This window comes from Billgrantia kenyensis, from assembly GCF_013697085.1.
Taxonomy (GTDB): domain Bacteria; phylum Pseudomonadota; class Gammaproteobacteria; order Pseudomonadales; family Halomonadaceae; genus Halomonas; species Halomonas kenyensis.
Genome location: NZ_JACEFT010000012.1, coordinates 1 through 14,064 on the forward strand (window position 1 = coordinate 1; position 14,064 = coordinate 14,064).

The window sequence follows — 14,064 nt, forward strand, 5'->3', positions numbered from 1 at the left end:
ATTCCGAGGTGCTCAAGAAATCAGTCGCTGGACCGGACACCCTTCAATAGTGTTGCGCTTGGGACTTGAGACCGCCGTTCTGGGTGATAGCGGGCATTGTCTTGCCTGCGACTATCGGTGGTGTCCTTACCCAAAGCTGGCAGGGTGCATGGTCCGGAGGGATATGTGGGGGGCTGGCGAGGATTTTCGTCGCGAACCAGTTTGCCTGGGCCGTGGGTTCGGTATGCCATCGTTACGGCAGTCGTCCGTTCGAGACGGGAGACCATAGCACCAACAACTGGTTTGTGGCTGCCCTCACCTTTGGCGAGGGGTTGCAGAATAACCACCACGCATTTCCTTCGTGGTACCGCCACGGAGTGAAGTGGTACGAACCGGATCTTTCCGGCTGGGTGCTCACCTTGTTGGGCAGACTTGGGATTGTCTGGGACCTGCGCTCTCCCAGTGCAGCCATGATCGACAAGGTACGAATGAAGAGAATCTCTAGCTGAGCCTTTGGTTTCTGATGAAGCCTCAGCCTAATCACAATAAGGAGGGAGCCAGTATGTCGACATTCATGAAGAGTTTGGTGAATCGCTTGAGCTTTGCCGAGAAGAAGCAAGAACCCGTGGAAATCACGGAGGCCAGCATCAAACTTTGGTTGGTCCAGCGCATGGCCAAGCAATTGAAGATTGACCCGGCGGATGTTGAAACGGACCGTAGCTTCGATTCTTACGGGCTGGATTCGATAGTCGCAGTTCAAGTAGCCGGAGACCTGGAAAAATTCCTTGAACAGCGTCTCTCTCCGGCGCTCCTGTTCGAGCACCGCAGCATTGATGAGCTGACCCGCTATCTCGCCAGTGAACTTGTTACCAGCGAAGCCTAGTCTCAGGAGAACTGCCATGGCCACTTTCAATATGCCGGAACAGATCTCCCCCAAGTTCCAGCGCCTGCTTGACGACAGCCAGAAACTGGAAGGGGTGCGTCTGGCTGATGCCATTCCCAAGAATCTATATAAACCACGGCTCATGCGTGGAATGTTGAGTTTCTTTACCGGCTATGCCGTATATATTGGCGCCCTGGTGGCAATAGCCCATGCGCCGCACTGGTTATTCTACCTGCCACTTTGGCTGTTGGCCGGTCTTGGTGGGTGGGGACTATTTTGCGTCGCCCATGACTGTGGCCATCACTCTTTTTCTCGTGACCGAAAGCTGAACGCTATCATTGGGCATCTTTCACTCATCCCGCTGCTCTATCCTTTCCATGGCTGGCGCCACATGCATAATCTGCATCACTCCCATACCAACAGTTTGGAGCTGGATACAGACTGGCGTCCGGTTACGCGACTTCAATATCAGCGGATGTCACGCTGGGAAAAATTTGTCTATGGCAGCACCCGGAGTTGGCTATTTTGGTTGGGGACGGTGAATTATCAGCGCCACTCTGGGTTCAGGCCCAGCATGTTTGCCAAGATGGAGGCACGCAACGAGGTGCGTCGATCTATTCTTTTTGTAGCGGTCGTGGCTGCCATTGGCCTGCCTGCACTGATATATTTTACCGGCATCAGTGGCTTCTTTCTTTACTTCCTGATGCCATGGTTGGCCATTCATGCCTGGTTCAGCCTGACTACCATGATGCATCATATCAGTGATGAAACCCCTTTTCTGACCAAGGAACACTGGACGTTCAATGGTAGTGGCTTGCTGCTGACGACTGACTACATGTATCCCCGGTGGCTGCTATTTCTGACCAACTACATTACCGTGCACACGGCTCACCATGTTGCTCCCATTATTCCTCACTACAACCTCATGGAGGCTCAGGCCGCCCTCAAGTCCGCTTACCCGGGCATGGTCCGCGAAAAGCCTCTCAGCATCAAGGATGTCTGGAGAGTGGCGCGTTATTGCCACCTCTATGATCCGGTGAAGGGTTATTATGAACCGCTGGATGAAACACCCCGAGATATTTCCGACAAAGTTACGGTTCCCGTTGTGGATCCTGCGAAGGAGGCTCCTTACACTCCGGCAAAACCCAGCCTGCTCAGGCTGTATATCGGTGGCCTTGCTCTCTTTTCGAACAAGGCAGCGGGGCGCAAGGCCACCGATGCTTTTGGCTATACCCGAGGGATGATCAAGAAGCGGCCCAAGGATGTGCTGCCGCTGGGGGCGAAGCGCTTTGCCATTGGTGGAACTACGAGTGTTCAGCATGGCTACCTGTGGGGAAAGGGAAAGGGCACGATCCTGCTGGTGCATGGCTGGGGGGCTAACAGCAGTAGCATGTATAGCTTTGCTGGTGCGCTTCAGAAGCAAGGGTTCAAGGTGGCCGCCTTTGACGCTCCTGCGCATGGTGTATCACCCGGCAGTGTCACCACGATGACCGAGTTCAAGGATGCGGTAAAGGCAGCGATAACCACCCTGGAGGATGTGGTGGGGATCGTTGCCCATTCCCTCGGTGGTATCGCCAGTACCGGAGCTCTTGCCGAGCTCGGTCGGGAGCACCGGGTACGAGGGGTATGCCTGCTGGGCGCGCCAGCCACTTTGCCAGCCGTCATTCAGCGCTGGTCACGGCAGGTATTACCCATGGATCCTGCAGTCCGTCATGCCATGCATGCCGAACTCTGGAGGCGCAACGGTGTACCGGTCGAGCACTGGGACATACCGCAACTGGGGCAGAAGCTGAGCGTGCCATTCCTGGTGCTGCACGACGAAGCGGATGACGTAGTGCCCGTATGCGAAGCGCAACATATAGCCCGGCACCTGCCTGAGGTAACGTTTCAGGCCGTTGAAGGCGTGGGGCATGTGCGCATTCTCTCCGATATGGGGGCAATTGCCCTCGTGACGGACTTTCTCGCGGCCCTTGATCCCACGAGTGGGCCTACCCGGAACATTGCGGCGGAGGTTGTCTGAACATGTCGGTCACAACGGTTCAGTCCAGCCTGTGGATGTGCCTGATCTGCGGTTGGATCTACGATGAGAAAGCCGGGGACCCCGATGCCGGGATTCCTCCCGGGACCGCCTGGGAGGATATACCTGATGATTGGGTATGTCCGGAATGCGGCGTGGCCAAGGAAGAGTTCGAGATGGTTCGTCTTTGAGCCGGAAGCCCAGTAAACGGAATATACGACTGCGCAAGCAAAGGGGCAGAGCAATGAGCACACTCTTGTCAGCACGCCTGCAACAGGGGGTTGTGGGTACCCTCTCCGCTGTGATGCCGACTTACTTCGGCAAGATTGGTGCGCGGGCGTTCCTGTGTCCCCGTCCGAACAACAGCAGGCGGCACTGGTCCACCGCGTTTTCCGGGTTCGAGTGCCGGCATGTTGAAGTCCAGGGGCATCGGGTTCCTGTCTGGACAGCGGGTACGGGACCGCTGGCGCTGCTGGTGCACGGTTGGGAGCGGGATCACTTCGCCATGGGGGGCTTCGTCGAACCGTTGCTGGAGGCCGGCTATGCGGTCGCGGCACTCGACCTGCCTGCCCACGGCGAGGCCGAGGGAAACAAGGCGCCGCTGCCCTTGCTGGCGCAGGCGATTGCCGAGACCGCTCGGCTGGGCGGTAAGCCCCAAGTCGTCATTGCTCATTCAGTGGGGGGGGCCATGAGTGTCCTGGCCATGGAGGACCATGGCCTGCAGCCAGGCAGCGTCGCGCTGATTGCCTCACCCCGCACCGCCAAGGATTACGCCCTGGCCCAAGCCAGCCAGCAAGGCCTGAGCCGCCGTGCCCAAGAGGTCATGGTCACGCGCATCAACGCAAGCCTGGGCGAGCCCCTGGATCGCTATCGGGTCGACAAGGCCTTGGCGAGCCTGATGCTCCCGACCCTGCTGGTACATGCCGAGGACGATGCGATCGTGCCGGTGGCGGATGCCCGGGCCAACCAGCGTGCCTCCTCGGCCCAGGCCATCTGGCTGGATTCAGGCGGTCACAACCGCATTCTCGGTGACAGTCGGATGATCAGTCAGGTGATCGACTGGGTAAAAGCGCGCACGAAGCCGTTCGCCCCCTCGGCGTAATGTTCGGCTCGTCACGGGCATCCCGATATCGATCACCTGACGGGAGGTGGACCGCACGGGTATTGCCGTGTCACGCCTCAGCGCTCATGAACGACATCCATGGGGTAGAATTGCCCCGCCATCGCGTCTCGAATGCGGCGCAGCACCAAGGGGCTGCGCATGCGTCCCTGGCGCTCGAGATCCTCGACCTCATCAAGGGTCAGCCAGTGCACCCCGACGATGGCAGGGTCGAGCGGGTTGCCCAGGTGGGCCAGGGCCATGCCGAAGAAGCCATGGCTGTGGAAGGTGTCGCCGTTGGGCGCCTGATAGACGTAGAGGCCGAGGTAGTCGGTGATGCCGACCTGCCAGGCGGTCTCCTCGCGCAGCTCGCGCAGGGCTGCTTCCCTGAGTCGCTCTCCGGGTTCGAGGTGACCGGCAGGTTGGTTGAACAAGGTGGTCTGGCTGCCTCTCGGCGATTCTTCAACCATCAGAAATCGGCCGGCGCGCTCTACCACGGTAGCCACGGTGACGTGCGGGTGCCAGCGGCTCATCGTTGTTCTCCTCTACCTTTGTGACGCGTCGGTCGCCGGGTCGTGCTACGCGGGGCGTGTAGCGTCTCCTTGCGCCACTGCCCTGGCATCAGCCCGTCCAGGCGCCAGGGGCCGATGGCGACGCGAACCAGGCGCAGGGTGGGGTGCCCGACGTGAGCCGTCATGCGCCGGACCTGGCGGTTTCGACCTTCGCTGATGGTCAGCTCCAGCCAGGTCGTCAGCGGGTGTCGCTTCGGGTCCAGCGGCGGTCTGCGCGGGGGTAGCCCGGCATCGGCAAGGCGTCGAACCTTGGCTGGTCGGGTCCTGCCGTCCTTCAGTGCCACACCTTTGCGCAGTGCGGCCAGCGCCGCTTCATCGGGCTCTCCTTCGACCTGCACTCGGTAGGTCTTGGGCTGCTTGTGGCGCGGGTCGCTGATGCGATGGATCAGACTGCCATCGTCGGTGAGCAGGAGCAGGCCTTCAGAATCATAGTCGAGACGTCCGGCCGCGTAGACGCCCGGCACGTCGATGACGTCCGCCAGGGTCGCCCGCGGAGCTTCACCCTCGCTGCAGCGATCAGTGAACTGCGAGAGCATGCGGTAGGGCTTGTGCAACAGATAGATGGCGCTCATGGGGACAAGCTTACCGGCAAGTGGGGCGGGGTGGGAGAGGGGGCGTGTCAGTCTTATTGACCATACGCCGAGACGGACGGGCTGATATAATGCGCACGCTCGCCGGGAGCGCCCTCGTCGTTACGGGCCTGTCGTGACTCCGCCACCGGGACGATGCCAAGCGCATCCCCCGCCAGATGAGAACCGTAGGTGGAGCACCCAGGGACCCCGTTTCAGGCATCGTGAGTGCGCGCAACCGTTCCAGTTATTGCCACCGCAGCGACCAGAGAGATCAAAGCCACCATGTCAAAAACGCCGAAGATTATCTATACGTTCACCGACGAAGCGCCTGCGCTGGCGACCCATTCGCTGTTGCCGATTATCGACGCTTACACCGACGCCGCGGGTATCGAGGTGGAAACCCGGGACATCTCCCTGGCGGCTCGGATACTCTCCCAGTTCCCCGATTACCTGACCGCCGAGCAGCGCGTCGAGGACCACCTTGCCGAACTGGGCGCCCTGGCCAAGACGCCGGAAGCCAACATCATCAAGCTGCCCAACATCAGTGCCTCCATGCCGCAGCTCAGGGCAGCGATCAAGGAGCTGCAGGGACAGGGCTACAAACTGCCGGAATACCCGGACGAGCCGAAGAACGACGAAGAGAAAGAGATCAAGGCGCGCTACGACAAGGTCAAGGGTAGTGCCGTCAACCCGGTGCTGCGTGAGGGTAACTCCGACCGCCGTGCACCCAAGGCGGTCAAGGAGTACGCCCGCAAGTATCCGCACTCCATGGGCGAGTGGAGCCAGGCCTCGCGCACCCACGTATCGCACATGCACGGTGGCGACTTCTACCACGGCGAGAAGTCGATGACGCTGGACCGCGCCCGTAACGTGAAGATGGAGCTGATCACCAACAGCGGCGAGTCGCTGGTGCTCAAGCCCAAGGTCGCGCTGCTCGAAGGCGAGATCATCGACAGCATGTTCATGAGCAAGAAGGCGCTGTGCGAATTCTACGAGCGGGAAATCGAGGACGCACGCAAGACCGGCGTGATGTTCTCCCTGCACGTCAAGGCCACGATGATGAAGGTATCGCACCCGATCGTGTTCGGCCACTGCGTCAAGATCTTCTACAAGGAGGCCTTCGAGAAGCACGGTGAGCTGTTCGAGGAGCTTGGGGTCGACGTCAACAATGGCATGGTGAATCTGTACGACAAGCTCGACACCCTGCCGGAATCCCAGCGTGAGGAGGTCATCCGCGACCTGCACGCCTGCCACGACCAGCGTCCGGAGCTGGCCATGGTGGACTCGGCCCGCGGCATCACCAACTTCCACTCGCCCAGCGATGTGATCGTCGACGCCTCCATGCCGGCCATGATCCGCTCCGGCGGCCAGATGTACGGTGCCGATGGCCGCATGAAGGACGTCAAGGCGGTGATCCCGGAGTCTACCTTCGCGCGCATCTACCAGGAGATGATCAACTTCTGTAAATGGCACGGCGCCTTCGATCCGGCCACCATGGGCACCGTGCCCAACGTCGGCCTGATGGCTCAGAAGGCGGAGGAGTACGGCTCCCACGACAAGACCTTCGAGGTGCCGGCGGACGGCGTCGCCAACATCACCGATCTGGAAACCGGCGAGGTGCTGCTCTCGCAGAGCGTGGAGCAGGGCGATATCTGGCGCATGTGCCAGGTCAAGGACGAGCCGATCCGCGACTGGGTCAAGCTGGCCGTGGAGCGCTGCCGCGATTCCGGTATGCCGGCGGTGTTCTGGCTCGACCCCTACCGCCCGCACGAGAACGAGCTGATCAAGAAGGTGAAGACCTACCTCCAGGATCATGACACCAGCGGTCTCGACATCCAGATCATGTCCCAGGTCCGCGCCATGCGCTACACCCTGGAGCGCGTGATCCGTGGCCTCGACACCATCTCGGTGACCGGCAACATCCTGCGTGACTACCTCACCGATCTGTTCCCGATCATGGAACTCGGCACCAGTGCCAAGATGCTCTCCATCGTGCCGCTGATGGCCGGTGGCGGCATGTTCGAGACCGGCGCTGGCGGCTCGGCGCCCAAGCACGTGCAGCAGCTGCTCGAAGAGAACCATCTGCGCTGGGACAGCCTCGGTGAGTTCCTGGCGCTTACCGCCTCCCTCGAGCACCTTGCCAAGCGGTTCGGCAACGAGCGGGCCACGCTGCTGGCGGATGCGCTGGACAAGGCCATCGGTGAGTTCCTCGAGCACAACAAGTCGCCATCGCGCAAGGTGGGTGAGCTGGACAACCGGGGTAGCCACTTCTACCTGGCACTGTACTGGGCTCAGGCACTGGCTGCCCAGGACCAGGACACCAAGCTCAAGGCGCTGTTCGGGCGCCTGGCCGAGACCTTGAAGGAGAAGGAGGCGACCATCCTCGAGGAGCTCAATGGCGTGCAGGGCCAGCCAGTGGACATCAAGGGCTATTACCATGCCGACGCTGAGCTGGCTCGCGCGGTCATGCGTCCGAGCAAGACCTTGAACGAGGCCTTGGCGATGGTCGCCAAGGGCTGATGGGCAACCCCCGTGCGCCGGCCGGCGCACGGGGGGCCTAAGGTCATATGGGCCGGTAGGGTCGACAATGCTATACTCCGCGCTCCACTGAACACACCAGACAGGGGAGTTCTCAATGGGGTTCCAGAAAATTGTCGTCCCTGAAGGCGGCGAGAAGATCACCGTCAACGCCGACAACACCCTGAACGTGCCGAACAATCCGATCATCCCGTACATCGAGGGTGACGGTATTGGCGTGGACGTGACGCCGGCGATGATGATTGCCATCGATGCGGCCGTGCAGAAAGCCTACAGCGGCGAGCGCAAGATCGAGTGGATGGAGGTCTACGCCGGTGAGAAGGCCACTCAGGTCTACGATCCGGACACCTGGCTTCCCGAAGAGACTCTCGAAGCCGTCAAGGACTACGTGGTCTCCATCAAGGGGCCGCTGACCACGCCTGTGGGCGGTGGCATTCGCTCGCTGAACGTGGCCCTGCGCCAGAAGCTCGACCTGTACACCTGCCTGCGCCCGGTGCGCTGGTTCGAGGGCGTGCCGAGTCCGGTCAAGAAGCCCGCCGACGTCGACATGGTGATCTTCCGCGAGAACTCCGAAGATATCTACGCCGGCATCGAGTGGAAGGCGGGTACCGCCGAAGCCGACAAGGTGATCAAGTTCCTGCGCGAGGAAATGGGTGTCACCAACATCCGCTTCCCCGAAAACTGCGGCATCGGCGTCAAGCCGGTTTCCGTCGAGGGTACCAAGCGCCTGGTACGTCAGGCCCTGCAGTACGCCGTGGACAACGACCGTGAGTCGGTGACCCTGGTGCACAAGGGCAACATCATGAAGTTCACCGAGGGCTCCTTCAAGGACTGGGGTTACGAGCTTGCCAAGGAGGAGTTCGGTGCCGAGCTGCTCGACGGCGGCCCGTGGATGCAGTTCAAGAACCCCAAGTCCGGCAAGACCATCGTGGTCAAGGACGTCATCGCCGATGCCATGCTGCAGCAGATTCTGCTGCGTCCGGCCGAGTACGACGTCATCGCCACCCTGAACCTCAACGGCGATTACCTCTCCGACGCGCTGGCGGCGGAAGTGGGCGGCATCGGTATCGCACCGGGCGCCAACCTGGCTGACGCCGTGGCCATGTTCGAGGCTACCCACGGTACCGCGCCGAAGTATGCCGGCCAGGACAAGGTCAACCCGGGCTCACTGATTCTCTCCGCCGAGATGATGCTGCGCCACATGGGCTGGGTCGAGGCTGCCGACCTGGTGCTGCAGGGCATGGAGAAGGCCATCTCCAAGGGCGAGGTCACCTATGACTTCCATCGCCTGATGGACGATGCCAAACTCCTGAAGTGCTCTGAGTTCGGTCAGGCCGTCGCCGACAACATGTAAGCGACGCCGAACCCATCGGGGCCCCCTTCCGCCAGGCGGACGGGGGCCTTTTACGTATCAACCTGAACCCTGCCGGCCAGTTCCCGTCTAACCTGAGACGCCTGAAGGCCGGCTTGTCGAGATGGTGTGTAGCTCATATGTTCAAGAATGAAGACCTGAGCGCGAGGGAGGCGGTCGGCGCCATGGCGGGCATGACGCGACCTACACGTCCCGAGGAAGAGGGCGATCTGGCGACCCAGGCGTCCGACCCGGAGGTGGCGCGCCCGCCGATGTACAAGGTGGTACTGCACAACGACGACTACACTCCGATGGAATTCGTGGTGGAGGTGCTGCAGAGTTTTTTCCACATGGATAGCGAGACTGCCGTGCAGGTCATGCTCACGGTGCACACCCGTGGCAAGGCAACCTGCGGCATCTTTACCCGCGATATCGCGGAAACCAAAAGCCATCAGGTCAATCAATATGCAAGAGAATGTCAGCACCCGCTGCTCAGTGATATCGAGGCGGCGGACTGACTCCCGGTCTGCTCGAGACGGGGTGGGAATGGCAGTCGTTGAGTGAAGAGACTTGCAACGGCAGCGTTTGTGCCCGATGTTGAAGGTGCCGGACCACGAAAGATCCGATGCAAGCCCTAAGCGGCGAGAAGGGGACTGCCATGCTGAGCAAAGAACTTGAACTGACCCTGAACACGGCATTCACCGTGGCACGCTCCAAGCGCCACGAGTTCATGACCGTGGAGCACCTGCTGCTGGCATTGCTCGACAACGCATCAGCGGCGGACGTGCTGCGAGCCTGTGGGGCCAACCTCGACAAGTTGCGGTCCGACCTGCAGGATTTCATCAATTCCACCACGCCTCTGATCCCTGAGGACCAGAGTGACCGCGAGACCCAGCCGACGCTGGGCTTCCAGCGCGTATTGCAGCGCGCCGTTTTCCACGTTCAGTCTTCCGGGAAGAGCGAGGTAACCGGCGCGAACGTGCTGGTTGCCATCTTCTCCGAGCAGGAAAGTCAGGCGGTCTACTTCCTCAAACAGCAGAATGTGGCCCGGGTCGATGCGGTCAACTACATCGCCCACGGGATATCCAAGGTGGCCGGCCACGGCCAGAGCCCGTCCTCCGCTCCCAACGAGGCCGAGGAAGCCGAGGAGGGGGCCGGCGAGACCAGCACCAACCCCTTGACTGGCTATGCCACCAACCTCAACGAGCAGGCGCGGATGGGCAAGATCGATCCGCTCATCGGGCGTGAGCACGAACTCGAGCGGGTGATCCAGATTCTCGCACGGCGGCGCAAGAACAACCCGCTGTTGGTGGGAGAGGCCGGCGTGGGCAAGACCGCCATTGCCGAAGGCCTGGCCAAGCGCATCGTCGAGGAAGATGTCCCCGAGGTGATCGGCGACGCCGTGGTCTACGCTCTCGACATGGGCGCGCTGCTGGCCGGCACCAAGTATCGCGGTGACTTCGAGAAGCGCCTGAAGAGCCTGCTGGCCGAGCTCAAGAAGCAACCCAACGCGATCCTGTTCATCGACGAGATCCATACGGTGATCGGCGCCGGGGCGGCCTCCGGTGGGGTGATGGATGCCTCCAACCTGCTCAAGCCGCTGCTTTCCTCGGGGGATCTGCGTTGTATCGGTTCCACCACCTTCCAGGAGTTCCGCGGCATCTTCGAGAAGGACCGGGCGCTGGCGCGTCGTTTCCAGAAGGTCGATGTCATGGCGCCGTCGGTGGATGACACCATACGCATCCTCAGGGGGCTGCGTTCGCGCTTCGAGGAGCACCACCACCTCAAGTACACCGATGCTGCACTCGAGAGCGCGGCACGCCTGGCGGATCGCTACATCAACGACCGCCACCTGCCCGACAAGGCCATCGACGTGATCGACGAGGCCGGTGCCCACCAGCGCCTGCTGCCACCGGAAGTGCGGGTCGATACCATCGACGTCGATCAGGTCGAGGCGGTAGTCGCCTCCATCGCGCGGATTCCGCCGAAGAGCGTCTCCAGCTCCGACCGCAAGCTGCTCGAGAATCTCGATCGAGACCTCAAGATGCTGGTGTTCGGTCAGGACGAGGCGATCGACGGTCTCTCCGCGGCGATCAAACTGTCGCGGGCCGGGCTCAAGGCGCCTGACAAGCCGGTGGGCAGCTTCCTCTTCGCCGGCCCTACCGGGGTGGGCAAGACCGAAGTGGCCCGACAGCTGGCGCGGATCATGGGCATCGAGCTGGTGCGCTTCGACATGTCGGAGTACATGGAGCGTCACACCGTGTCGCGGCTGATCGGTGCCCCTCCGGGCTATGTCGGCTACGACCAGGGTGGTCTGCTGACCGAGGCGATCACCAAGCAGCCACACTGCGTGCTGCTGCTCGATGAGATCGAAAAGGCGCATCCGGAAGTCTTCAACCTGCTGTTGCAGGTGATGGACCATGGCCGCCTGACCGACAACAACGGGCGCGAGGCGGACTTCCGCCATGTGATCCTGGTCATGACCTCGAATGCCGGGGCCGAGCAGCAGGCTCGTCGCTCGATCGGCTTCCAGACCCAGGACCATTCTTCCGATGCCATGGAAGTGATTCGCAAGACCTTCTCGCCGGAGTTCCGCAACCGCCTGGACGGCATCATCCAGTTCCACTCCCTGCCCACTTCGGTGGTACGCAGCGTGGTGGACAAGTTCCTTGTGGAGCTGCAGGCGCAGCTCGACGAGAAGCGGGTACAGCTGGATGTGGACATGGCCGCGCGCGACTGGCTGGCCGAGCAGGGCTACGACCCCAGCATGGGCGCAAGGCCCATGGCGAGGTTGATTCAGGATAAGCTCAAAAAGCCCTTGGCAGAGCTGATCCTGTTCGGAGAGCTATCCGAACACGGCGGGGTGGTGCACGTCACGGTGGAGGATGGCGAGCTGCATCTTTCCACGGAGTCGGAGCTGGCCGACGCCCCCTGACGTTACCTGACTGCCTCGACCTTCGCACAGCGCCCTGTCTTCGGACGGGGCGTTGTCGTGTCTGGGAGAGGGGCCGCTTGGTGGTGCCGCCGATGCGACCAGACGTTCAGCGCGAGCGGTAGACGATGCGGCCCTTGGTCAGGTCATAGGGAGTCAACTCGACCTTGACCTTGTCGCCGGTGAGGATGCGGATGTAGTTCTTGCGCATCTTGCCCGAAATGTGGGCTGTCACGACGTGGCCGTTCTCCAGTTCGACGCGAAAGGTGGTGTTGGGAAGGGTATCGACGACGACGCCTTCCATTTCGATATGGTCTTCACGTGCCATATAGGCGGTTCCTCGCTGATGACGTTGGTCTTCATGAATCCGGCCGATGGGTCTGCGCACCATGCTTGCCGTATTGCAGGAGCCGTGCGCACCGAAACGTACGCTCGGCCTCTAGGATAGCGCGATATTGTGCCGCAAGCCGGGCTTCAAGGCAAAGCTGAGCGTATCAGGGCGAAGAACCAGTTGGCATAAGGCGCCGCCAGTGGCGTCCCTCGAGTACTTCCAGGGGGCGGTAGGCCTCCTTGTAGGACATCTTGCGGCACTCACGAATCCAGTAGCCCAGGTAGACGTGGGGCAAACCCTCGCGATGGGCCGCCTCAACCAGGCTCAGTACGGCGAAAGTGCCCAGCGAGCGCCGGTCAAAGGCCGGGTCCGGGTCAAAGAACGTATAGATCGCAGAGAGCCCGTGCTCAAGCCGGTCGAAGGCCGAAACGGCAAGCAGACGTTCGCCAAGGCGGAATTCGAGGAGCCGGGAATAGGGTTCCTCGAGGGTCAGGAAGGTACGGTACTGTTCTCGGCTCGGGGGGTACATGTCCCCATCCCAGTGGCGCAGGCGAATATAGCGCTCGTAGAGGACATAGTGTTCACCGTCGAAGAGCGCCGGTCGCTCGAACAGGCGCAGGTCGGCATTGCGCTTGGCCAGCCGCCGCTGGCTGCGCCCGGGAGCAAAGGCATCGACCGGGATGCGTACCGAAACGCAGGCACTGCAGCCTTCGCAGTGGGGTCGGTATAGGTGGCGTCCGCTGCGCCTGAATCCCAGCAGGGCAAGTGAGTCGTAGATTCCCTGGCCGTGGGATTCCTGGGGGTCCAGGAACAGGGTGGTGGCTTCTCGCCCTTGCAGGTAGCTGCAGGCGTGAGGCACCGTCAGGAAAAAGCGCAGATCCCGTATTGGTTGACGAGGCGCATTGCTGCTCACTTCATTCGCCTCCTAGTTGAAAGCGGTCAAGGGGTCGACGCGCGAGGGCTGATCGGGTGGTGCCCAGCAGGGCAGTGGGTAGGGTTTTTCCCCGAGCCCTGGGGTTGCCAGGCATGATTCAAGATAGTTGATGAAATCTTCCCGGGCGATATCCCGCGCTCCCAAATTGGCCAGGTGCTGCGTGTGCATCTGGCAGTCTATCAGGCGACCACCGCCGGCGCGCATGACGTGCACCAGGTGGACCAGGGCGACCTTGGAGGCATCCTTCGTGAGCGAGAACATCGATTCGCCGAAGAACACGGGCCCCATCGCCACCCCGTAAAGCCCTCCGACCAGTTCCCTGTGCTGCCATACCTCCACCGAGCGGGCGTAGCCGAGGCGATGAAGCGTCACGTAGGCGTCATGCATCTCCTCGGTAATCCAGGTGCCTGGCTGGCCCTGGCGCGGTTCGGCACAGGCACTGACCACGGTCTCGAACGCCTGGTTGAAGGTGATGGAGAAACCGCCGTTGCGCACGCGCTTGGCCAGGCTGCGGGTGACCCGTAGCTCTTCCAGGAACAGCACCATTCGCGGATCGGGGCACCACCACAGGATGGGCTGGTCATCGCTGTACCAGGGAAATATACCGCGCCGATAAGCGGCCAGTAACCATGCAGGGGTAAGTTCGCCCCCGGCAGCCAACAAGCCCTCCGGGTGGCTCAGGGCCTGGGAGACGGGAGGAAAATGCACCGGGTGCTCGGGGAGCCAGGGCAGCATTCGGATGGCGCTCTTGGTTTACTGGAATGAGTCTAGTCTGCCGTCGGAGTCGATCCGGCTCAAGCGACTGTCGTGCCCACTGTGCCCGGGCCAGCAGTCCCGGTATGATGGCGGCTGAGTT

At 61.6% G+C, this 14,064-nt stretch carries 14 protein-coding genes; 9 read left to right on the plus strand and 5 right to left on the minus strand.

Annotated elements, in window-relative coordinates; translation table 11 throughout:
* The first annotated feature begins 83 nt into the window (after positions 1–83).
* The 5 genes from H1D44_RS21320 to H1D44_RS11065 are packed head-to-tail and all read left to right on the plus strand — an operon-like array spanning position 84 to position 3,981.
* A complete protein-coding gene (locus tag H1D44_RS21320) occupies positions 84–488 on the plus strand; it encodes a fatty acid desaturase (RefSeq protein ID WP_422671664.1) in 405 nt (134 codons plus the stop codon).
* 53 nt (positions 489–541) lie between these two features.
* Positions 542–862 carry an acyl carrier protein gene (locus H1D44_RS11050; RefSeq protein WP_181514920.1) on the plus strand — a complete coding sequence of 107 codons (321 nt, stop codon included), beginning with the start codon at positions 542–544 and terminating at the stop codon, positions 860–862.
* A 16-nt stretch (positions 863–878) separates the two neighbouring features.
* Positions 879–2,882 (plus strand): alpha/beta fold hydrolase, encoded by a 2,004-nt coding sequence (locus tag H1D44_RS11055; RefSeq protein ID WP_181514921.1) that lies wholly within the window; start codon positions 879–881, stop codon positions 2,880–2,882.
* 2 nt (positions 2,883–2,884) lie between these two features.
* Positions 2,885–3,070, plus strand: coding sequence for a rubredoxin (locus H1D44_RS11060; protein ID WP_181514922.1), 186 nt, complete (start codon positions 2,885–2,887; stop codon positions 3,068–3,070).
* Between the two features lie 53 nt (positions 3,071–3,123).
* Positions 3,124–3,981, plus strand: a complete 858-nt coding sequence (locus H1D44_RS11065) for an alpha/beta hydrolase (protein WP_181514923.1) — start codon at positions 3,124–3,126, stop codon at positions 3,979–3,981.
* 77 nt (positions 3,982–4,058) lie between these two features.
* On the opposite strand, the gene H1D44_RS11070 is transcribed toward H1D44_RS11065, so the two are convergent.
* Together H1D44_RS11070 and H1D44_RS11075 are read right to left on the minus strand one after the other, a co-directional pair.
* Entirely contained in the window at positions 4,059–4,511 is a 453-nt protein-coding gene (locus tag H1D44_RS11070; protein WP_181514924.1) for an NUDIX domain-containing protein, read from the minus strand.
* The gene (locus H1D44_RS11075; RefSeq protein WP_181514925.1) at positions 4,508–5,122 is read right to left on the minus strand and encodes a pseudouridine synthase; all 615 of its coding nucleotides are present in this window, start codon (positions 5,120–5,122) and stop codon (positions 4,508–4,510) included. The genes H1D44_RS11070 and H1D44_RS11075 overlap by 4 nt, the downstream gene beginning before the upstream one ends.
* A 282-nt stretch (positions 5,123–5,404) precedes the next feature.
* Here H1D44_RS11075 and H1D44_RS11080 point away from each other — a divergent pair, with 282 nt between their 5' ends.
* The 4 genes from H1D44_RS11080 (at position 5,405) to clpA (ending at position 11,946) form a co-directional block, all read left to right on the plus strand.
* Complete coding sequence (locus H1D44_RS11080; RefSeq protein ID WP_181514926.1) at positions 5,405–7,642, plus strand: NADP-dependent isocitrate dehydrogenase; 2,238 nt, start codon at positions 5,405–5,407, stop codon at positions 7,640–7,642.
* Positions 7,643–7,757: 115 nt separating this feature from the next.
* Entirely contained in the window at positions 7,758–9,014 is a 1,257-nt protein-coding gene (gene icd / locus H1D44_RS11085) for an NADP-dependent isocitrate dehydrogenase (RefSeq protein ID WP_181514927.1), read from the plus strand.
* 137 nt (positions 9,015–9,151) lie between these two features.
* The gene (clpS, locus tag H1D44_RS11090) at positions 9,152–9,529 is read left to right on the plus strand and encodes an ATP-dependent Clp protease adapter ClpS (protein ID WP_181514928.1); all 378 of its coding nucleotides are present in this window, start codon (positions 9,152–9,154) and stop codon (positions 9,527–9,529) included.
* A gap of 140 nt (positions 9,530–9,669) precedes the next feature.
* Complete coding sequence (gene clpA / locus H1D44_RS11095) at positions 9,670–11,946, plus strand: ATP-dependent Clp protease ATP-binding subunit ClpA (RefSeq protein ID WP_181514929.1); 2,277 nt, start codon at positions 9,670–9,672, stop codon at positions 11,944–11,946.
* Positions 11,947–12,052: 106 nt separating this feature from the next.
* Here the strand turns inward: clpA and infA are convergent, their stop codons facing one another.
* The 3 genes from infA to aat form a co-directional block, all read right to left on the minus strand.
* Positions 12,053–12,271: a translation initiation factor IF-1 gene (gene infA, locus H1D44_RS11100; protein WP_010627817.1), complete on the minus strand. Its 219-nt coding sequence runs from the start codon at positions 12,269–12,271 to the stop codon at positions 12,053–12,055.
* A 166-nt stretch (positions 12,272–12,437) separates the two neighbouring features.
* On the minus strand, positions 12,438–13,187 hold the full coding sequence (locus tag H1D44_RS11105) for an arginyltransferase (RefSeq protein ID WP_181514930.1): 750 nt from the start codon (positions 13,185–13,187) through the stop codon (positions 12,438–12,440).
* A 12-nt stretch (positions 13,188–13,199) separates the two neighbouring features.
* Positions 13,200–13,943, minus strand: a complete 744-nt coding sequence (gene aat / locus H1D44_RS11110) for a leucyl/phenylalanyl-tRNA--protein transferase (RefSeq protein ID WP_181514931.1) — start codon at positions 13,941–13,943, stop codon at positions 13,200–13,202.
* Between the last annotated feature and the right edge of the window lie 121 nt (positions 13,944–14,064).

Coding starts and splice junctions, on each gene's coding strand:
- H1D44_RS11050 (WP_181514920.1), top strand. CDS start 542: ATGTCGACATTCATGAAGAGTTTGGTGAATCGCTTGAGCTTTGCCGAG.
- H1D44_RS11055 (WP_181514921.1), top strand. CDS start 879: ATGGCCACTTTCAATATGCCGGAACAGATCTCCCCCAAGTTCCAGCGC.
- H1D44_RS11060 (WP_181514922.1), top strand. CDS start 2,885: ATGTCGGTCACAACGGTTCAGTCCAGCCTGTGGATGTGCCTGATCTGC.
- H1D44_RS11065 (WP_181514923.1), top strand. CDS start 3,124: ATGAGCACACTCTTGTCAGCACGCCTGCAACAGGGGGTTGTGGGTACC.
- H1D44_RS11070 (WP_181514924.1), bottom strand. CDS start 4,511: ATGAGCCGCTGGCACCCGCACGTCACCGTGGCTACCGTGGTAGAGCGC.
- H1D44_RS11075 (WP_181514925.1), bottom strand. CDS start 5,122: ATGAGCGCCATCTATCTGTTGCACAAGCCCTACCGCATGCTCTCGCAG.
- H1D44_RS11080 (WP_181514926.1), top strand. CDS start 5,405: ATGTCAAAAACGCCGAAGATTATCTATACGTTCACCGACGAAGCGCCT.
- icd (WP_181514927.1), top strand. CDS start 7,758: ATGGGGTTCCAGAAAATTGTCGTCCCTGAAGGCGGCGAGAAGATCACC.
- clpS (WP_181514928.1), top strand. CDS start 9,152: ATGTTCAAGAATGAAGACCTGAGCGCGAGGGAGGCGGTCGGCGCCATG.
- clpA (WP_181514929.1), top strand. CDS start 9,670: ATGCTGAGCAAAGAACTTGAACTGACCCTGAACACGGCATTCACCGTG.
- infA (WP_010627817.1), bottom strand. CDS start 12,271: ATGGCACGTGAAGACCATATCGAAATGGAAGGCGTCGTCGTCGATACC.
- aat (WP_181514931.1), bottom strand. CDS start 13,943: ATGCTGCCCTGGCTCCCCGAGCACCCGGTGCATTTTCCTCCCGTCTCC.